Genomic DNA, 20,147 nt, shown 5'->3' on the forward strand with positions numbered 1-20,147 from the left:
CCAAGCCAATTAACCAAAAACCGCCAATTCCGGCGGACCGGAGAATTAAAGCCCCCTGGCCCAGGCCGGCCGCAACCGCGCCGCTTCGGGTGAGGCAATCGCCATCCGAACCTGCGCCAACAGTCGTTCCTTGTCAGCCCCCAGCGTCCCCTTGAGCACCAGCCAGTTCGACGCATGATCACTACGAAACACCGTCCGCTTGAGCTCCAGCAAGCCAAGGAAGCGCTCCATCTCGACAAACAGCTCATGCTGATCCAACGGTTCCCAACCCGGAAAACCCGCACGAAAACGCTCCTCGCCCTGCGGAAAACTAACGACCAGCGTCGCCAGATATTCCGGCTGCGTCGCATTGGCCAGCCGCGCTGAATTTTCCGCGTGTTGCTGGCTCAAAGCCTTGCCACCAAGCCCGTTCAAAATCATCACCGAACGGGTAATGCCAGCCGCGCCCAGCTTGTCGAGCGCCTCGCGGGTGGTTTCAAGGGTTTCCCCCTTGTCGACGGCGGCCAGCACCTGATCGTCGCCCGACTCGGCGCCGACATAGACCATTTTCAAACCAGCTGCGGCGAGTTCATCAATTTCCGCCTGCGATTTCTTTCGCAGATTGCGCGGCAGGCAATACGACGAAATGCGCCGCACGGCCGGCAGGTGCGTGCGAATCGCTTCAAGGATGGCGACCAGCCGCCGAGTCGGCAGTACCAGCGCGTCACCGTCAGCGAGAAAAACACGCCGGATATCCCCACCGTAACGCTGTCCGGTCAGCCGGATGCTTTCCAGAACTTCGTCTTCACTGCGCGCCAGGAATTTCTTTTGTGGCGCGGTATACATTTCGCAGAACGTGCATTTGTTCCACGAACAGCCATCGGTCACCGGCAGGATCAGCGATTCCGCCTCGCTCGGCGGACGGAAGACTGGCTCGACGTAGCGAATCGGAATCATCAGGCGCTGACCTTGGCGAGGAAACCGGGCGGCACCGAAGTCGCCTTGCGGGCGGTGTAGTCGAAGAACATGATGCCATGCTTGCCGCGCGCCACTTCACGGCCGCTGACTTTGTCGCTGAGGCGCCAGACCAGATCGCAGCCGTATTTATTGAAATCGTTGGCGCCCATTTCGACGACCAGCGTTTCGCCGTGGAAGGCTTCCGAGCGGTATTGCGCCGCGACATCGGCGACGACGATACCAACGCCTTCGACATCGAGTTCGGTGTAACCCAGCGATTTGAAGAAGCGTACCCGTGCTTCAGAGACCAGCGAAATCAGCTGGGCGTTATCAAGATGGTGACCGTAGTTGATGTGACCGATATAAATGGGAATGTCGGTCGAGAAGCTGAAGTGCTCGGGTAGGTCGATCTTGATGCGGGGCATGGTGGTGACGCCTGGTAAATGGGTGAATCCGGATTCTACGGACAGGATAGTGGCTCGGCCAGCGGTCCACGTCTCGCATTGCGGCTAAACTACTGATCCCGGCGATTGGCTAGCCAACGCCACCAACCGCCCGCAAGACACCTGTCGAGCGGGCCAGCATGGCAGGACCGCAATTGAGTTTCTTTTCGACCGTCGTCAAATTCCTGACGCTTCCGCTGGCCACCGCCAACTATCGCAACCAGTTGCCGCGCACCCTCGTCGCCCTCGGTGTCAACGGCGCCTTGCTGCTCGTCGCGCTGTTCGCCTACATGCTGCTGACGGTACTGCCCAACCTGCCGCCGCTGGATATCGTGACCGACTATCGGCCGAAAATTCCGCTGCGGATTTACACGGCGGACGGCGCGCTGCTCGGCGAATTTGGTGAGGAACGCCGCGACTTCGTGCCCATCCAGGAAATCCCGCAGGTCATGAAGGATGCCCTGCTGGCCATCGAGGATTCGCGCTTCTACGAGCATGGCGGTGTCGATTACCGGGGCGTCACGCGGGCGCTGGTCGCCGATCTGACCGGCGGCTTTCACCAAGGCGCGTCGACGATCACCATGCAGGTGGCGCGCAATTTCTTCCTGACCCGGGAAAAGACTGTCAGGCGCAAGCTGACCGAAGCGCTGCTCGCCTATCGCATCGAGTCGGCGCTGACCAAGGACCAGATTCTTGAGCTGTACATGAACCAGATTTACCTCGGCCAGCGCACCCACGGCTTCGCCAGCGCCGCCCGCACTTACTTCAACAAATCCTTGCCCGAGCTGACACTGGCCGAAGCGGCCATGCTTGCCGGCATCCCGCAAAACCCGGCCAAGCACAACCCGGCGGTCAATCCCGTCCGCGCCAAGGCCCGCCAGGGGCTGGTCCTCAAGCGTCTGCGCGTGCTTGGCAAAATCACCGAAGCGCAATACACCGAGGCGGTGGCCCAGCCCCTCAAGATCAGTGACCGCCAGTTGCTAACCGTGCATGCCGACCATGTTGCCGAAATGGTGCGCCAGGAAGTCTTCGCCCAATACCAGGACGAGACCTACACGCGCGGTTTCAACGTGTACACCACGCTCAACGGTGCCGAGCAGAATGCCGCCTACAACTCGTTACGCAGCAACGTCCTGGCCTACGACCAGCGCCACGGCTACCGCGGGCCGGAAGATTTTGTCGATCTGCCAGACGACGAAGACGAGCGCGACGACGCCATCGACCGCATCCTGGCCAAGCACCCGAACAGCGACAACCTGATCGCGGCTGTCGTCACCGAAGTCTCGAGCAAGAAAGTCAGGGCCGAACCGGCCTCCGGCGACACCATCGAAGTCAGCGGCGAGGGCCTGCGCTTCGTCGCCCGCGCGCTCCAGGCCAGCGCCAGGGATGGCACCCGGATTCGCGTCGGTTCGGTCATCCGCGCCAGCCGCGATGCCAAGGGCCGCTGGTCGATCAGCCAGATGCCCGAGGTCGAAGCAGCCTTTGTCGCCATCAATGCCGAAGACGGCTCCTATCGCGCTCTGGTCGGCGGCTTCGATTTTTCGCGCAAGCAGTTCAACCATGTCACCAGCGCCTGGCGCCAGCCGGGATCGAGCATCAAGCCCTTCGTCTATTCGGCAGCGCTGGAAAAAGGTTATTCACCGGCCACGCAGGTCGAGGATGCGCCGCTCTCGCTGCCGGCCGGCGACAACGGCAAAACCTGGGATCCGCAGAACGATGACGGCTACGATGGCCCGATCAGCCTGCGCCGCGCCTTCGCCCGTTCGAAAAACGTCGTCGCTGTGCGGCTCTTGCGGGCAATCACACCGCAATACGGGCGCGATTATCTGCAGCGCTTCGGCTTCGATGTCGCCAAGCATCCGGCCGACCTGACCATGACCCTGGGTAGCGGTTCGGTAACTCCCCAGCAGATGGCCGCCGCCTACGCCGTCTTCGCCAATGGCGGCTACAAAGTCACGCCGCACCTGATCGAGAAGATCACCGACAGCCGCGGCACCGTGCTGCAGGAAACGCCGCAGCCGCCCGTCCGCCAGGACGAACAACGGGTCATCGACAGCCGCAACGCCTTCATCATGGACAGCATGCTGCGCGAAGTCGCCCACACCGGTACCGGCGCACTGGCCGGACAGCGCCTCGGGCGCCCCGACGTAGCAGGCAAGACGGGAACGACGAGCGATGCCTTCGACGGCTGGTTTGCCGGCTACGCCAGCGATGTCGTCGCCGTCGCCTGGATGGGCTTCGACCAGCCAAAATCGCTCGGCGCCCGGGAATTCGGCGCGACGCTGGCGCTGCCGATCTGGATCGACTACATGCGCCAGGCGCTGGCCGGCAAGCCGATCGCCGAACGATCGCCACCGGCTGGTGTCTCCTTCGTGGACGGCGACTGGATGTACGACGAATTCAACAGTGACACCGGGGTCAAGGAGCTCGACGTGGAATCGCTACCAAGCATGGTTAGGGATTTTTTCAAGCGCTTGGGATTCTGACCCCCCAGTCGCGGCCATTCAGACGCCGGTTAATATTCATACCAACACCAACGGATTTCAGCCATGAGTTCTATCGACCATAAACGCCTCGACAAGATCGTCGCCGACGCCCGCAAAGCAGCCGACCAGCGCGCCGAGGGCTACCGCGAACGCGCCCTGAAAATTTATCCGTGGATCTGCGGCCGCTGCGCCCGGGAATTCACCACGACCAACCTGCGCGAACTGACCGTGCACCATCGTGACCACAATCACGACAACAACCCGAACGATGGCAGCAACTGGGAACTGCTCTGCATTTACTGCCACGACAACGAGCACCAGAAGCAGATTGAGGCTGACCGCGGCTACACCGACACCAGCACCAAGCGCGGTGGCGGCGCCACGCACAACCCGTTCGCCGCGCTGCAAGGCCTGCTCAAGAAGGATTGAGCGGCAGCATGGCCGAGCAACATCACCTAGCCATCACCACGCGCGGGCGTGGTTCGCTTGAAATAACCGACGAGATCGCTGCCGTGGTCAGGAATGCCACGGTCAACGCCGGAATTGCCCATATTTTCGTACGCCATACCAGTTGTGGCCTGGCTATCACCGAGAACGCCGACGCCAGCGTCCGCCGCGATCTCGAAACCCTCATGCAACGCTGGGCGCCGGACGGCGACCCGGCCTATCGCCACGACCTCGAAGGCGATGACGACATGGCTGCCCACGCCCGTTCGCTGCTCACCGGCGTTTCGCTGACTGTTCCGTTCGCCGACGGTCGGCTACTGCTCGGCACCTGGCAGGGCATCTATCTGTTCGAGCACCGGACGCAAGGACATAGTCGGGAAATCGTCGTCACGCTGCTCGGCTGATCGCTCCCCGACGTCAAGGGCGCGTACCCCGTTCGGGCCCTGTCGTGATTTTGAGACAGGCGAATTCGCCTGAAATACAGAGAAATACCGGATTCAGGTGAAAGCCTGTCGCCATGTAGCGACAAGCCGCAAGCCGTCCACAAAATAAAATCCATATATATCAAGACCCTGCAAATTGGCCCGGTAGTTGCAATAGCTAATGGAGATTCTTACCCATGCACAAACCAGGGCAAAACAAACATGACACACAAGACACCACACTTCGCGCCGGTCACCGGCTTCATGAAGCAGATCAGCCTTTCGATCCTGATGCCTTTTTTCAGGAAAACAGACAGCGCGCCGGTGCAATACCCGAAATATGACTCTTCCGTTTTTTCCCGTCCGGATCAATCCGAACTGCTCGCCATGGAGGAAGAAATTTCGCCGCTGGTCGAAGCGGAGGTCTATCTGATCTATGGCCGCAAGGCCGATGCTGAAAAAGTACTCGCTGACGGCGTCAAAATTGGACGCATCACGGCCAACGAAGTTGCACGATTCTGGTCGGAACAAAGCGACACCCGGAACCGGACGTCTGCTAACTGAAGCGGCGCCCGCAAAAATAAATCGGCCGGAAGAGACGAGGCGCGAATCTGCACGCCTCTATTCGGCACGCCCCAACAAATGACATGTGACTTTACAAAATCCTTCGGATATATTTCTCATGAATAAATAATTTTATTCATGCTGAATTGAACTATTTCCTGATCATCACCGTCCACCGCCTGACAACACTGTTTCAGCTTGACCAGAAACCGCATGCAAATATGCTTATACGTTAATTCACATTGAATTCCGTAGGGCAGCGAATCCAGAAACCACAATTTTTTAGAACGAATTTTCTGACGCAGCACGATGTTGTAACAGGCTTCAAAATCGACCGCATTCGGCCGGCCGTAACGAACAAGCAATGACTCTTTCACCCGCTTCACTCGATGACGCGGGGTAGACATTCAGGGCTCCTGCCCTGGCGTGGCCGGATCAATGATCCGCCCCGCCCTTCGATCCCGACTTGAGGGATTTTTTGGTGGTAACCCGGACGACAGCGGGAGCATTGTTTCCGCAAACATGGCCGGGGCCGGCAGAAGTATCGATGTGATTGTGAATGGAATGGCCGCTGGCCGTCCCGCAGAAAGGAGCCCGTCATGCCCGTACAGCTTGCTTCCCCCGGGGTTTACATCCAGGAAGTTTCCAGCGGAGTCCGCACCATTGCCGGCGTCGCCACCTCGGTCGCCGCCTTCCTCGGCGCCGCGTCCCGGGGGCCGATCAACAAGGCCACCCGAATTTTCAGCTTTGCCGATTTCGAGCGCGCTTTCGGCGGCCTCTCGGCCGATTCCGAGATGAGCTACGGAGTACGCCAGTTCTTCATCAACGGCGGTACCGATGCCTGGATCGTCCGCATCGTCAAGAACGCCGCGCCAGCCAGCCGCCCCTTGCTCAATGCCACGCCGATCACGGTATTGACCGTCACGGCGCTCGACGCCGGCGAATCGGGCAACAGCATTCAGGTCCGCGTCGATTACGCGACGGCCAACCCGGACAGCACTTTCAACATTGCTTTCATCCGCAGCAGCGACGGCCGCGCCGAGCAGTACCCGAATGTCTCGATGAACTCGGCCGACGCCCGCTACCTGCCCGATCTGGTCAATGGCGTGTCGCAGCTGGTTAAGATCAGCCGCGACGTGCCCCAATTAACCCTCAACGGCCTGGCTGCCGGCACCTCGACGAGCGGCACGCTGGCCGACGTGCAGACCCTGCTCGACCCCACTCACACCGATTTCCGCGTCGTGGTCAACGGCCTGCCGCCGGTCACCGTCAGCATCACGCTGCCGGCCGACATTGCCGGCGGCACCGCAAACGCCCGCCTCACCACGCTGGCCGGCGCCATTCAAGCCAAGGTACAAGCCCAGGCCGGCGGCAAGGCGGCGCTCTCAGGATTTACCTGCGCCCGCAGCGGCAGCTCGCTGCTCATGACCTCGGGTACCGGTGGCGAATTCTCCTCCGTCCGCGTCCTGCCCGGCAGCAGCAACAACGCCGCCGGTGTGCTCAAGCTCGGCGTCGCCAATGGTGGCGTCGAAGTCGATGCCGTCGCCAGCCTTCGCCCGGTGCCACTGCCCGACCCGGCAACACTGACCAGCGGCGCCTTCGCCGCCACCGATCTCGACACCCTGCCCGACGCCACCCACACCAGCCTGCGCATCAGCCTCGACGGTTACGGCCCGGACGTCGTCGATCTCGGCAGCGTTGCCGCGGCCGGCGCCAACCTCGCCGCCAAGCTCGGCGACATGGCCAGCCGGTTGCAGGCCGCCGTGCGCGCCCTGAAACCCGGCAATCCGGCCTACGCCAACTTCACCGCCACGGCAACCGCCACCACCCTCGTTCTCGCCAGCGGCTCGCGCGGTGCCGGTTCGGCCATTGCCGTCAGCGCCGCACCGGCCAACGACCTCGCCGCCGGCCTGCATCTGCTGGCCGGGGCCACGCTGGCCGCACCACCGACCGACGCCTTCCTCGGCGGCGGCAGCGAAACGCCTTACGGGCCGGCCGATATCTATCCGGCCTTCATCGGCAGCCGGGCCAATCGCGAAGGTTTGTATGCGCTCGAAGACGCCGATCTCTTCAACATCCTCGTCATGCCCGGCGTCACCGATCCCGGCGTGCTGGCCGATGCCGCCTCGTATTGTGAAGAGCGCCGCGCCTTTTTCATCGTCGACGCGCCGCCCTCCGCCACCGGCGTCGCCACCATGGTCACCGCGGCCTCCGGCACCGAGCTGCCGAAATCCGATCATGCCGCAGTCTATTTCCCCTGGACCTACGTCGCCGATCCGCTCAAGAACGGCAAGCCGCGCCTGACCCCGCCCGGTGGCACGATGGCCGGTCTCTATGCGCGTACCGACGGCAATCGCGGCGTCTGGAAGGCGCCAGCCGGCACCGATGCCAACCTGGCCGGCGTGCAGGCAATGGCCGTGCCGATGACAGATGGCGAAAACGGCAGCCTCAATCCGCTGGGCGTCAATTGCCTGCGCACCTTCCCGGTCTATGGCGCGGTGAGTTGGGGTGCCCGCACCCTGCGCGGCGCCGACCAGATGGCCTCCGAGTACAAGTACGTACCGATCCGCCGCCTGGCGCTCTATATCGAGGAGTCGCTCTATCGCGGCACGCAGTGGGTGGTTTTCGAGCCGAACGACGAACCGCTGTGGGCGCAGATCCGCCTCAACATCGGCGCCTTCATGAACGGCCTGTTCCGCCAGGGCGCCTTCCAGGGCAGCTCGCCGCGCGAGGCCTATCTCGTCAAGTGCGACCGCGAAACGACGACGCAGGACGACATCAATCGTGGCGTGGTGAACATCCTGGTCGGCTTCGCGCCGCTCAAACCGGCCGAATTCGTGGTCATCAGCATCCAGCAGCTGGCCGGACAAATTCAGGTCTGATTCTGAAACGAATGTCGAGGAGATAAAAAATGGCCCAGTTCACCGTCAATGCCCAACGCTTCGATCCGTACAAGAACTTCAAATTCCGCGTCAAATGGGATGGCCGCTACGTCGCCGGGATCAGCAAGGTTTCGTCGCTCAAGCGGACGACCGAAGTGGTCGAGCACCGCGAAGGCGGCAGCCCGTCCACCGGTCACAAGTCGCCCGGGCGTACCAAGTTCGAGGCGATCACGCTGGAGCGCGGCGTCACCCACGACACCAACTTCGAGCAATGGGCCAACAAGGTCTGGAACCTCGGCTCCGGTCTGGGCAGCGAAGTCTCTCTCAAGGACTTCCGCAAGGACCTGATCATCGAGGTCTACAACGAGGCCGGGCAACTGGCGCTGGCCTACAAGGTTTTCCGCTGCTGGGTCTCGGAATACCAGGCGCTGCCGGACCTCGACGCCAATGCCAACGCCGTGGCGATTCAACACATCAAGCTCGAAAACGAAGGCTGGGAACGCGACTACGAAGTCGCCGAACCGGCTGAGCCGAGCTTTGTCGAGCCGGGTTAACAACGCGAATGGAACCGCGCCATGCGCCCGTTAAGTGCTGCTCAAGTTCTCGCCCTGTGGGACGCCGGACAGACACGCCATCCGATTGACCGCGCGCTGCTGGCACTGGCCCTGGCCATGCCGGAAGAAGCGCCCGACGAGCTGGCCGACCGCCCGGTCGGCTGGCGCGAAGTCAATCTGCTCGCCCTGCGCAACGCCACCTTCGGCAGCGCGCTGGACGGCTACGCGCCCTGTCCGTCCTGCGGCGCCCTGATGGAGTTCGGCCTCGATGGCGCCGACCTGCTCGACAGCCTTCCGGCGCCCGACGCCAACACCCGCATCGCGCTCGACGGCCGGCAATGGCGGCTGCCGAGCAGTCGCGATCAGGCCGCGATCCTCGCCGCGCCGGACCCGGAAACGGCCGTCGACTGGTTGCTCGACCGTTGCCGGATGGACGGAAGCGATTCGGGCATAGTTTCCACGGTCAACCGGAAAAATAGCAAAAAAATGAAATGCACCCCGGCGCTCATCGACGAGCTCGAATCGCAAATGGAAGCCCTCGACCCGGCCGCCGACATCCGGCTCGCCATGCGCTGCACCGATTGCGGCCACGCCTGGGATGCCGTTCTCGACGTTGGCGCCTGTTTCTGGGATGAGCTCGGCAGCCGCGCCCACCAGTTGCTCGAAGCCGTCCATCGGCTGGCCAGCGCCTACGGCTGGCGCGAGGCCGAGATTCTCGCGCTCAGCCCGGCGCGCCGGGCGGCTTATCTGAACATGATCGGCTGAGGCGACGATGCGCGGCTTCCTCCACCAACTCGCCACCCGCAGCCTGGGCCTCGCCCCGCAAATCAAGTCGCGGGCGGCACTGCCCTATGCCACGCCAGCGGCCGACTTTTCCACGGCGGAAACGGCCGGCAACGAAACCCCACCGGCCATCGAACACCCGGGATTCGAGCCGCAGCCCGATGTCCGGCGCAATGAACAGGCGATGGACAGCCCCCTGCCGGCACCCATCGTCGCCGAGAATCCTGCGCCGGACACGCCCATCGAAAGGCCAAGCTCGCCGCCTGGCACCAGCCAGCCGCCGCGCCTTTCCGCCCGGCCGTCGCCCGACATGACGCCGCCCGAAACAACGCCCATCACGCAGACTCCGCCACCGGCCATCATCGCCAGCCCGGTCGTTACCGAACAAAAACCCGCCTCGCGCCACCTCGCCCCGGCGCCAGAAACCCGTGGCCCGGCCGAAAACCCAAGGCCGACGCTCGCCGAACTCGAATCCCTGGTCACCCGACTCCTGATCGGCGATAAACCAGGCCATTCCGAAAAATCGCCCGAATCGGCCACCCCGCCCGCCGTCGTCACGCCGCGTCGGGCCGGCCAGCGCCCAGCCGAAATCACCACGATCCGCCCGCCACCCGGCGCGCAACGCCAACGTCCAAACCCGGAACCCGACAGCGCACCCGAAGTGCACATCACCATCGGCCGCCTCGAAGTCAATCCGCCCAGCCGCCCGGCGCCTGCTGCCCAGCCGCCACGCCCACGCGGCCCGGCGCCGCTATCGCTTTCCGACTACCTGGCCCGCCGCCACGGAGGCCGCTCATGAGCAACGCCCTGGCTATCGCCGGCGTCACGGCCGTCATCAAGGACCTGCTCGATTCCGGGATGATCGACCAGGCGATCAGCGACACGCTGGGTGCCGGCGTCCTCGTCACCAGCATGGCCCCGGACACGGTCTCGCTCGACAACGCCGATTCGCCCCAGCTCAATCTGTTTCTGCATCAGGTCACGCCCAATGTTGCCTGGCGCAATGCCGCCCTGCCGTCGCGCGACGCCGCCGGAAACCGCATCACCAACCCGCCCCTCGCCCTCGATCTGCATTACCTGCTGACCGCCTACGGCCGAGCCGAATTGCAGGCCGAAGTGCTGCTCGGCTACGCCCTGCAACTGCTCCACGAAACCCCCGTGCTGCCGCGCGAAGCCATTCGCCGGGCGCTCGTCCCGACCGTACTCGACGGCGCCATCCTGCCGACGGTATTCCAAAGCCTGAGCGGCGCCGACCTGGCAGAACAGATCGAGTTGCTCAAGATTACCCCGGCCGCACTCGGCAGCGAAGAAATGTCCCGCCTGTGGTCGGCCATCCAGGCGCGCTATCGGCCGACCGCCGCCTTTCAGGTCTCGGTCGTCCTGATCGAATCGCGCAAGTCCGCGCGCAGCCCGCTGCCCGTGCTCAGCCGTGGCGAAACCGACCCGGTCTCGCAGCGCGACCGCGGCGTCCTCGCCTTCAGCGGCCTCACCCCACCACTGCCGACGCTCGAAGCCGTCGTCCCGGCTGGCCGCCAGCCGGTCGCCGTCCCCGGCGGCGAAGTCACGCTCGAAGGGCACCATCTCGACGGCGTCGACCGTCAGATCACCTTCAGCCTGGCCGCCTTCCAGATCAGCCGCAGCGTGCCGGTCACCAGCGGCGGCCCGGACAAGCTCAGCTTCACGGTCCCGAACGACCTGCCGGTCGGCCTCTACCGCATCGACCTGTCGGTGCAACGGCTCGACGACAGCCACGCCCGGCGCACCAACCAGTTGCCGCTGGCCCTCGCCCCGCTGCCCGTGCTGCCGCCCTTCAGCGCCAGCCGCAACGCCAACACCGTGACGCTGGTCCTCGACATCGCGCCGCCCATCCGCCCCGGACAAGCCGCAGCATTGATCCTCGGCGAACGCGAAATCGCCGCCGAGACCATCACCGCCACCGCCAGCCGGCTGACTTTCATCATCGCCGACGCGCCGCCCGCCGGCAGCACCCATCTGGCCCGCCTGCGCATCGACGGCTTCGACAGCCCGATCATCGACCGCACGGCAACGCCCGTCGCCTACCTCGACCGCCGGATCACCCTGCCATGAACGCCCCGCTCGCCCAGGACTGGACCATCGCCAATCAGCAACTGCTGGTCGCCGAGTTCGCCCGGCTCAAGGAGCGGCTGCCACGGTCAACCGGAAATAATGCCCAAAATCAAAATGCCGAAACCGGCGCCGCCCTCGCCGACGCCCGCCAGTTGCTCCATACCGAAAGCGCCATCGACTGGCTGACAGCCGCCTTCGGTCTCTCCGGTTTCGAGCGCGACCTTCTATTGCTCTGCGCCGGCGCCGAAATGGATGCCGAACTCGCCCGCGCCTGCGCCCTGGCCCACGGCGACACGACGCGGCCCTGGGTCACCTTCAGCCTCGCCCTGGCCACGCTCGAATCGCCGCACTGGAGCGCCCTGACACCGCAACGCCCGCTGCGGCGCTGGCGCCTCATCGACATCGACAACCATGCCGGCCTCGCCGCCAGCCGCCTGCGCATCGACGAGCGCGTGCTGCACTTCCTCGTCGGCATCAATGAACTCGACGTCCGTCTCGCCCATCTGCTCCGCCCAGCCCTTGCCCTGCCCCGGCAGGCCGGCAGCCACGCGGCCACGACGCAAGCCGCGCTTGCTGCGCTCGACACCGGGCGCGAAGGCCCCGGCCAATGGCCAGTCATCATCCTCGAAGGCGACGACCCGGCCGCCCAGGAAGACATCGCGACGCGCTGCGCCGACGCCCTCGGCCTGAGCTGCCTGGCCATTCAGGCCGAAGACATCCCGCTCGCCGCTGAAGAACGCGCCGCCCTGATCACCCTCTGGCAACGCGAAGCCACGCTGCTCGGCGCTGCCCTCTTGGTCGTCATCGGCGATCCAGTCTCGCCTGCTGGGGAGGCTGCCCGCGCCCTCATCGAACGGATCGGCGGCCTGTGCCTGGTAGCCTGCCCGAGCGCCCCGGCGCTGCTCACCCAAAACCTGCGTTTCCCGGTCAACAAGCCGGCCGGCGCCGATCGCCGGCAACTGTGGATCGACACCCTCGGCCCCGCCGGCGCCCACCGCGCCGGACCGGAACTCGACCGCGCCGCCAGCCATTTCCGCCTCGGCAGCCGGGCCGTCCAGAGCATCGCCAAAACCCTGCAAACCAGCCTTGCCATCCCTTCCGGCAACGCCGGGGCCACGGCGCCCGGCCCGCTGTGGAACGGCTGCCGCCAGGAAAGCCGCGGCGGCCTCGACAATCTTGCCCAGCGCCTCGAAACGACGGCCGACTGGGACAGCCTCGTCCTGCCGGAGGCCCAGCTCGCCGTCCTGCGCCAGATCGCCGCCCACCTCCGCCAGCGCTTCAGGGTCCAGGAAGAATGGGGCTTCGCCGCCCAGGGCAGCCGCGGCCTCGGCCTCGCCACGCTGTTCGCCGGCGAGAGCGGCACCGGCAAGACGCTCGCCGCCGAGGTACTGGCCCACAGCCTGAACCTCGACCTCTACCGCATCGACCTGTCGGCCGTCGTCAGCAAATACATCGGTGAAACCGAGAAAAACCTGCGCCGGGTTTTCGACGCCGCCGAAGACTGCGGCGCCATCCTGCTCTTCGATGAAGCCGACGCCCTGTTCGGCAAGCGCACCGAGGTCAAGGACAGCCACGACCGGCACGCCAACATCGAAGTCAGCTACTTGCTGCAACGCATGGAGGCCTACCACGGCCTCGCCGTGCTCACCACCAACCTCAAGTCCAGTCTCGACACCGCCTTCCTGCGCCGGTTGCGCTTCGTCGTCCAGTTTCCCTTCCCCGACCAGGAGCAGCGTATCGCCCTCTGGCAGCGGGCCTTCCCGGCCGCCACGCCAACCCGCGACCTTGATCTCGACAAACTCTCCCGCCTCTCGATGACCGGCGGCAGCATCCGCAACATCGCCCTCAACGCCGCCTTTCTTGCCGCCGATGCCGGTGAACCGGTCGGCATGAGCCACCTGCTGACGGCCGCCCACGCCGAAGCCTCCAAACGCGAACGGCCGCTGGCCGATGCTGAAACGCGAGGCTGGGCATGAAAAAAATCCACCTCCACATCGAGCATCTGAGCCTGCCCGGCTACACCCCGGCCGAGCGTCGCGCCTTTGTCGCGGCGCTGGAGCGCGAGCTCGCCGCCAGCGCCATGGCCGGCAATGCATCGCTGTCGCGTCGCGCCAATAGCGAATCCTTGCGCGTCAGCACGCCGGACCTGCAACCGCAGACCGTCGCCCGAAACGCCGTCGCCGGGATGCTCCCCGGCCGGAAAGGCGGTGGCCGGACATGAAACAGTTCAGCCGGGCTTACCCCGAAATGACCACGCTGCCGCCGCGCCCGGCCCCGGAACGGCACAGTCGCGAGGTCCTGGCCGATCAGCGGGCGGCGCACGCGCTAGGCAACGGCATGCTCCGCAGCCCCCTTTCCGCGCCGCAACGCAGCCTGCCGAACTGGCAAAGCGCCGGCAACCCGCTCCCGGAACAGGGCGGGCACAGCCTGTCGCCGACCCTGCGCGCCCCGTTCGAGCAAGGTTTCGGCCATGACTTTTCCCAGGTTCGCATCTTCCCGGCCGGCAAAACGGCCGAGGCGGTGCACAAGGCCGGCAGCCGCGCCATCACCTGCGGTCCCCGCATCGCCCTGGCACCGGGCCATTGGGCGCCGGAAACGCCGACCGGCCGTGCCCTGCTCGCCCATGAACTGGCCCACGTCACGCAGCAGGCAGGCGAAGGCAGGACGCGGCTCGATCACAAGACGCTGGACGAAGAGATCGACGAGGAACTCAAAGCCAAGGCCACCGATCCGAAGACGCTTGACCCGACGCATCGGGAATACGCCCGCACGCTGCAGGGCCACGGTTTCGACATCACCCACAACAAGGCCATGGAGCTGCTGCCGGAACCCAAGGATCCGAAAGCCAAGGCGGCCTGGAAGCGCCAGTTCGAGAAAATCGACAAACTGGCCGGCCGCATCCTCGACCAGAGCGGCCCGCTGGTCGAACAAAAGGAAAGCCGGGCGCAGTCGCTGGCGACCGACCTGGCCACCGCTGGTTTCATCAATGAAGCGATGGCGCTGGCGCCCAAGATCACCGACCCCGACCTGCGCAAGTTCGTCTATCAGGCCGCACTCGGCCAGCCGGCCAAGGTGAGTGAAGCCCAGGTCACCACCATCGCCCAGTTTCAGGCGGCCAACGCCAAGGATCTGGCCGACCACGACCTGTTCACGCGCCTGACCACCGATCAGGGCGGCTATGCCAAGGATCTCGGCAGTGCCAAGGTCAACGCAGCGCTCAAGGTCGTCGTCAAGACTTACGCCACGGCGAGCGACCTGCCGCAAAAACTCGCGCAGTTGCTGTTCTTCCACCCGGGCAGCCGGGCCGCCTTCACCACCTGGATGCTGGCCGAGAAGCGCAGTGCGTTGCTCAAGCAGGTCTCCGACCAGGCCTATTTCGTCGAAGGCGCCAATATCCAGGCTGGCGGCAAAACCCTGCACCCCGACGCCGCGACGCTCGGTTGGGCGATCGGCAACAAGCAGCGGATCACCGTCGACGACGTGATCGCCCTCTGCGCCGCTGCCGGCACGCCACTCAAGGCGCCGGCCGCCAACGACATCGGCACGCTCAAGGCCTGGCTGGAACTGAACACCGAGAAAATTGGCCAGGCGCTCGCCAAACAGAACCCCGGCAAGCCGGAAGTGGCGGCAGCGATGTACACCCAGATCGTCGAAGCCTTCACCTGGCATGTCCCGGCCGACTCCAAGGAGGACGTCAAGCCGGACAAGAGCGGGCATATCACCAAGCTCAGCGCGGCTGGCCCGCAGAACAGCCAGCTCAAGGTCGACTGCGACGTGCTGGCCACCTACGGCGTGCGCCTGCTGGTCGCCGGCGGCTACACCCCGATCGGCTACATGGCGGTCAAACCGACCGACCCCGACCGCGCGCCGCACGCCATGGCCCTGCTCCAGAACGGCAAGGACTTCTATGCCATCTCCAACAACGCGACGAAGAAGCTGACGGCCAGCAAGAAAGCCGACGCCCTCAAGGAAACGCGCGACTTCGGCCTCGACGAAGCCTACGACGCCAGCCGCCCGCTGACCGGCTACGGCATTTATTACATGGACTGCGATGCCAAGGGCACGCTGCCCGACGAAGTGCTCAACCAGGACAGCAAGGCCCACGATGGAGGACTGAGCAAATGAGCCAGCTTGCCCGTCCCGTCGCGGCACCCACCGCTGCCGTAGCCCGCCCCGCCACCGCGGCCCGCCTCGCGCTTCAGCCGAACAAGTCAGTCGTGACGGCACCCCACGAAGCGGCACCTTCCCTGTCAGCCAGCGGCCAGCCGCTGCCCAACGCCCTGCGCCAGGAATTCGAACCGTTCTTCGCCCACGACCTGTCGCGCGTCCGCATCCACACCGACCACCCGGCCCAGTCCGCCGCCGACAACCTCGCCGCCGACGCCTTCGCCATGGGCAGCGACATTGCCTTCGCCGCCAACCGCTTCCGCCCGGATACCGTCGGCGGGCGCCGGCTGCTCGTCCATGAACTGGCGCATGTCGTGCAACAGGGCGCGATTCCTACGGTCAACCGGAAAAACGGGCCAAAAACGCTGCCGCAAACCGCCGAACGGCAGGCCGACTCCGCCGCCCTGGCCTATCTCGCCGGCCGCCCCGCTCCGGTGCTATCCCGCTTTCAGCCTGGCCTGGCCTGTGCCGTGAAGACCAATGGCGGTGAGTTCGATACCGACCGCTATACGCCGACCAACGTCCCGCCAAGACGAGGCGGCACCGTCGGCAAGGTCATTGGCGCCAGCATCCGCCTGCACTTCACCCCCAACGACCTGGTCGAAGCCGACCTCATCGGCACCGTGCAAACCGTGCGCACGCTGCGAAACACCCGGGCCGGCGGCGCCATCAACGCGACCAGTTTCCCGACGCCGCACAAGGGCACGCTGGCGCTCGGCAGAACCGAAAGCGACCCGGGCCGGGTCATCGACCAGACCGACACCGGCACCCGGCGCACACCCAACACCAACCCGCTCTACGCCACCGACGCCAAGCCCGGCGCCATCCCGACGAAGCTGACAGACGCGGTTCCTGCGCCCGAAACGGTCGGCGCCGGCGCCGGTTACGGCAAGGACACCTTTGGCGAACACGGCCACCGGAAAAAGAAGGCCGACGGCAGCTTCGAGGTCAAGAAAGCCACCCTGTCGGACTCCCCCAGCCGCTCCATCGAATTCGCCCGGCAGGAATGGGTGCAGACCTTCGAGGTCTCGGCGCTGGCGCTTTCCGGCCCGCTGGCCAACACATATCTCGGATCGGTCGAATGGGGCTGGAAATGCGACGCCGCCGGCACCGCCACGCTCGATCCGCCGGCCATCCGCCTGATTTCGCCGGGACTGCCGAGCAGCGCCTTCGCTGATGCAGCGAAAAAGTGGAATGCCGGCAAGACGGTGCGCAATCCGGCAACCAGAAGGCCCCTCGATACCATCGATCTGCCGCTGCCGACCAGCGCCACCGAGACCAGCAACAAGCCGGCCGTGGAACGCGGCACCGGCGAAATGCTGCTCGCGCTCGACACCGTCAACACCACGCTGAAAACTGCGACCGATGTGGACAAGAACGCCAAGACGCTGGAAAAGCGCGCCATGGAGCAAACCCTGTCCACCCGCCAGGTGCTGGTGAACGTCAACGTCAAGAAGACCGAGGACTGGACCGGGGCCGACGAGGTCTATGCGCTGCTCAAAAGTGGCAACAAACAAGCCAAAACTCCCGTCAAGAGCCTCAACGACGGCCAATCCGGCAGCTTCGCCCTGCCGCTGCCCAGCCTCATGCCGATCAAGGGGCCGATCTCGGTCCAGATCTACGACGAGGATACCGGCACCTTCTTCGACCGGGACGACCTGATCGTCCACATGCTCTGGCAGCCGCCTTATGGCGGCATCCGCAACACCCGCTCGCGTGACGAAGCGGATTACGACGTCGTCGTGAGGTTCAACAAATGAGCGGCCCTCTCTCCTCCGGCTTGCTGCGCGGCGGCCTGATCCTGATCGACCCGGCCAGCGGCGCCGTCCAGCGGGTCATTTCGCTGCAGTACAACCCGGAAACCCTGACCCGAACGCTGCAACCGCAGGCCACCGAGTCGAGCGGCCCATTTTCCGAGCCCTTGCGCCTGAAGGGACCGCCAACCGAAACCTTCAAGCTTGAGGCCGAAATCGACGCCACCGATCAACTGGAATTCCCTGATCAGCATCCTAAGGCCGTCTCATCGGGCATCCATCCGCAACTGGCGGCGCTGGAAACCATTGTTTATCCGGACAGCGACACGCTGATCCAGAACAACACGCTGCTCAGCTTCGGCACCCTGGAAATCGCCCCGACGGTGGCGCCGCTGACCCTCTTCGTGTGGAGCAAGGAACGTGTCGTACCGGTGCGCATCACCGATTTTTCGATTACCGAAGAGGCTTTCGACAGCGCGCTCAACCCCATCCGCGCAAAGGTTTCCCTGAGTCTCAAGGTCCTCCATGTCGGCGACCTCGGTTTCAACGACAAGGGCGGCCATCTTTATATGGTTTATCAGCAGCGCAAGGAACGCCTGGCGGCCGATGCCGGCCTTGGCAGCCTGGCCTCGCTGGGATTGAGTGGACTGCCATGAGCATCGAACGTTTCCCGCCCAACAGCCGCTACAACGGCGTACCAACAGCCGAACTGGCTGGCCCTGACGGCGAAAAGATCGTCTATCTGCGCCGCCGCTTCATCCCCGATCCGGCGACACTGGTCACCGTCGGCGAAGTCCAGGTCCAGGGCGGCGACCGTCTCGACCGGCTGGCCGCGACCAATCTCGGCGACCCGATCCAGTACTGGCGCATCGCCGACGGCAATGGCGCCCAGGTGCCAAGCGATCTTGAACATCCCGGCGACACGCTGCGCCTGACCCTGCCGGCCGGCCTCGGAGGCGGCGGTGCTTAAGGGCATCCACCTGACGCTGCTGGTCGGTCCGGGCGTTCCTATCCCGGCGCCGAAGCCGCTGATGGACGCGCTGGAGAGCGTCGAGGTCACCTCGTCCGCCGATACGCCAAGCGGCTTCCAGCTCAGTTTTGTCGTCGACAACCGCTCGCCGCTGCATACGCTGCTGCTCGTCGCCGGCGGCCAGGTGCCGTGGCTGCGCGTCATCCTCGTCGCCACCATGAACAGCCTGCCGACTGTGCTCATGGACGGCCTGATCACCCGCCAGGAAATCACCGGCGCCAACGAGCCCGGCCAGAGCCGGCTGACCATCACCGGCGAAGACCTGACGGTGGCGATGGACAAGCAGGACATGAGCGGCCTGCCTTACCCTGCGATGCCGCCGGCCGCCCGCGTCGCGCTGATCGTCGCCCGTTACGGCCTGTACGGCATGCTGCCGATCATCATCCCGTCACTGTTCGAGGACATCCCGATCCCGGTCGAGCGCATCCCGACTCACGAAGGCACCGACCTCGCCTACATCCGCGCACTGGCCAAGGAAGCCGGCCACGTCTTCTACATCGAACCCGGCCCGCTGCCTGGCGCCAATGTCGCCTACTGGGGGCCGGAAATCCGCATCGGCATGGTCCAGCCGGCGCTCAATCTGGGCATGGACGTCCATAGCAACGTCGAGTCGCTGTCCTTTGCCGTCAGCCAGTCGGGCGCCGAACTGCCCATCGTTTTCATCCAGAACCCGATCACCAAGTTCCCGATCCCGCTGCCCATCCCCGACGTCAGCCTGGCCAACCCGCCGCTTGGCCTGATTCCGCCAATGCCGAAGAGCATCAAGCTGATGAAGGAAACCGCCAAGCTGTCGCCCATCGCCGCCCTCGGCAAAGGGCTCGCAGCAGCAGCCGGTTCGTCGGCTGATGCGGTGACCGGCGACGGCAGCCTCGACGTGCTGCGCTACGGCCATGTGCTCAAGGCCCGCCAGCTGGTTGGCGTGCGCGGCGCCGGCCTGTCTTTCGACGGCCTCTATTACGTAAAGAAAGTCAGCAGCAAGCTCAAGGCCGGTGAGTTCAAGCAGAGTTTTTCGCTGGCCCGTAACGGCCTGATCTCAACCCTTCCTCTGGTGCCGGCATGACTGAAAAAACACGCCATTACGGCAAATTCCGCGGGGTAGTGCTCAACAACATCGACCCCATGCAGATGGGCCGCATCCAGGTCCAGGTGCCCGATGTGCTCGGCCCGACGCTGTCGTCGTGGGCCATGCCATGCGTCCCGTTTGCCGGCATCCAGAGCGGCGTTTTCGTCCAGCCGCAGGTTGGCGCCGGCGTCTGGGTCGAGTTCGAGCAGGGCGACGCCGACTATCCGATCTGGGTCGGCGGCTTCTGGGGTTCGGCCGGTGAAGTGCCGGCGCTGGCCCTGGCCGGGCTACCGGTGTCGCCGAGCATCGTCATGCAGACCGGCAACCAGAACACGCTGATGATCTCCGACCTGCCCGGTCCGACCGGCGGCATCCTGCTCAAGACGATGACCGGAGCGATGATTTCGATCAGCGAGATCGGCATCACCATTTCCAACGGCCAGGGCGCCACCATCATGCTCACCGGCCCGACGGTGAACATCAACAACGGCGCCCTGACGGTGATCTGAGAGAAAGGAACGCGACGAC

Annotated in this window: 20 protein-coding genes; 17 read left to right on the forward strand and 3 right to left on the reverse strand. The window is 64.8% G+C overall.

Annotated elements, in window-relative coordinates:
- Window positions 1-45 precede the first annotated feature (45 nt).
- Window positions 46-936, reverse strand: coding sequence for a radical SAM protein (locus tag KI613_RS11140; RefSeq protein ID WP_226399408.1), 891 nt, complete (start codon window positions 934-936; stop codon window positions 46-48).
- The gene (locus KI613_RS11145; RefSeq protein ID WP_226399410.1) at window positions 936-1,361 is read right to left on the reverse strand and encodes an acyl-CoA thioesterase; all 426 of its coding nucleotides are present in this window, start codon (window positions 1,359-1,361) and stop codon (window positions 936-938) included. The genes KI613_RS11140 and KI613_RS11145 overlap by 1 nt, the downstream gene beginning before the upstream one ends.
- A gap of 158 nt (window positions 1,362-1,519) precedes the next feature.
- On the opposite strand from KI613_RS11145, the gene KI613_RS11150 reads away from it, so the two are divergent.
- The 4 genes from KI613_RS11150 (at window position 1,520) to KI613_RS11165 (ending at window position 5,298) form a co-directional block, all read left to right on the forward strand.
- On the forward strand, window positions 1,520-3,865 hold the full coding sequence (locus tag KI613_RS11150; RefSeq protein WP_226399412.1) for a penicillin-binding protein 1A: 2,346 nt from the start codon (window positions 1,520-1,522) through the stop codon (window positions 3,863-3,865).
- A 63-nt stretch (window positions 3,866-3,928) separates the two neighbouring features.
- Window positions 3,929-4,294 (forward strand): YajD family HNH nuclease, encoded by a 366-nt coding sequence (locus tag KI613_RS11155; RefSeq protein WP_226399414.1) that lies wholly within the window; start codon window positions 3,929-3,931, stop codon window positions 4,292-4,294.
- 8 nt (window positions 4,295-4,302) lie between these two features.
- Window positions 4,303-4,716, forward strand: coding sequence for a secondary thiamine-phosphate synthase enzyme YjbQ (locus tag KI613_RS11160; RefSeq protein WP_226399416.1), 414 nt, complete (start codon window positions 4,303-4,305; stop codon window positions 4,714-4,716).
- 282 nt (window positions 4,717-4,998) lie between these two features.
- Window positions 4,999-5,298: a hypothetical protein gene (locus KI613_RS11165; protein WP_226399418.1), complete on the forward strand. Its 300-nt coding sequence runs from the start codon at window positions 4,999-5,001 to the stop codon at window positions 5,296-5,298.
- 116 nt (window positions 5,299-5,414) lie between these two features.
- Here KI613_RS11165 and KI613_RS11170 read toward each other — a convergent pair whose 3' ends face one another.
- A complete protein-coding gene (locus KI613_RS11170) occupies window positions 5,415-5,705 on the reverse strand; it encodes a hypothetical protein (protein WP_226399420.1) in 291 nt (96 codons plus the stop codon).
- A gap of 192 nt (window positions 5,706-5,897) precedes the next feature.
- Between KI613_RS11170 and KI613_RS11175 the strand changes: the two genes are divergently transcribed.
- The 13 genes from KI613_RS11175 to KI613_RS11235 are packed head-to-tail and all read left to right on the forward strand — an operon-like array spanning window position 5,898 to window position 20,128.
- Complete coding sequence (locus tag KI613_RS11175) at window positions 5,898-8,180, forward strand: phage tail sheath C-terminal domain-containing protein (RefSeq protein ID WP_226399422.1); 2,283 nt, start codon at window positions 5,898-5,900, stop codon at window positions 8,178-8,180.
- Window positions 8,181-8,209: 29 nt separating this feature from the next.
- Entirely contained in the window at window positions 8,210-8,734 is a 525-nt protein-coding gene (locus KI613_RS11180) for a phage tail protein (RefSeq protein WP_226399424.1), read from the forward strand.
- A 21-nt stretch (window positions 8,735-8,755) separates the two neighbouring features.
- Entirely contained in the window at window positions 8,756-9,499 is a 744-nt protein-coding gene (locus tag KI613_RS11185) for a hypothetical protein (RefSeq protein WP_226399426.1), read from the forward strand.
- Between the two features lie 7 nt (window positions 9,500-9,506).
- Window positions 9,507-10,316 carry a hypothetical protein gene (locus KI613_RS11190; RefSeq protein ID WP_226399428.1) on the forward strand — a complete coding sequence of 270 codons (810 nt, stop codon included), beginning with the start codon at window positions 9,507-9,509 and terminating at the stop codon, window positions 10,314-10,316.
- Window positions 10,313-11,605 carry a DUF4255 domain-containing protein gene (locus KI613_RS11195; protein ID WP_226399430.1) on the forward strand — a complete coding sequence of 431 codons (1,293 nt, stop codon included), beginning with the start codon at window positions 10,313-10,315 and terminating at the stop codon, window positions 11,603-11,605. Before KI613_RS11190 ends, KI613_RS11195 begins: the two co-directional genes overlap by 4 nt.
- Complete coding sequence (locus KI613_RS11200; protein ID WP_226399432.1) at window positions 11,602-13,581, forward strand: ATP-binding protein; 1,980 nt, start codon at window positions 11,602-11,604, stop codon at window positions 13,579-13,581. Before KI613_RS11195 ends, KI613_RS11200 begins: the two co-directional genes overlap by 4 nt.
- Complete coding sequence (locus KI613_RS11205) at window positions 13,578-13,826, forward strand: hypothetical protein (RefSeq protein ID WP_226399434.1); 249 nt, start codon at window positions 13,578-13,580, stop codon at window positions 13,824-13,826. Before KI613_RS11200 ends, KI613_RS11205 begins: the two co-directional genes overlap by 4 nt.
- The gene (locus KI613_RS11210; protein ID WP_226399436.1) at window positions 13,823-15,730 is read left to right on the forward strand and encodes an eCIS core domain-containing protein; all 1,908 of its coding nucleotides are present in this window, start codon (window positions 13,823-13,825) and stop codon (window positions 15,728-15,730) included. Before KI613_RS11205 ends, KI613_RS11210 begins: the two co-directional genes overlap by 4 nt.
- Entirely contained in the window at window positions 15,727-17,532 is a 1,806-nt protein-coding gene (locus KI613_RS11215) for an eCIS core domain-containing protein (protein ID WP_226399438.1), read from the forward strand. The genes KI613_RS11210 and KI613_RS11215 overlap by 4 nt, the downstream gene beginning before the upstream one ends.
- Entirely contained in the window at window positions 17,529-18,182 is a 654-nt protein-coding gene (locus KI613_RS11220) for a CIS tube protein (RefSeq protein WP_226399440.1), read from the forward strand. The genes KI613_RS11215 and KI613_RS11220 overlap by 4 nt, the downstream gene beginning before the upstream one ends.
- Window positions 18,179-18,496 carry a LysM domain-containing protein gene (locus KI613_RS11225; protein ID WP_226399442.1) on the forward strand — a complete coding sequence of 106 codons (318 nt, stop codon included), beginning with the start codon at window positions 18,179-18,181 and terminating at the stop codon, window positions 18,494-18,496. Before KI613_RS11220 ends, KI613_RS11225 begins: the two co-directional genes overlap by 4 nt.
- Entirely contained in the window at window positions 18,489-19,616 is a 1,128-nt protein-coding gene (locus KI613_RS11230) for a hypothetical protein (protein WP_226399444.1), read from the forward strand. The genes KI613_RS11225 and KI613_RS11230 overlap by 8 nt, the downstream gene beginning before the upstream one ends.
- Complete coding sequence (locus KI613_RS11235) at window positions 19,613-20,128, forward strand: phage baseplate assembly protein V (protein WP_226399446.1); 516 nt, start codon at window positions 19,613-19,615, stop codon at window positions 20,126-20,128. Before KI613_RS11230 ends, KI613_RS11235 begins: the two co-directional genes overlap by 4 nt.
- The last annotated feature ends 19 nt before the right edge of the window (window positions 20,129-20,147 follow it).

The sequence above is a fragment of the Ferribacterium limneticum genome (assembly GCF_020510585.1).
GTDB lineage: Bacteria > Pseudomonadota > Gammaproteobacteria > Burkholderiales > Rhodocyclaceae > Azonexus.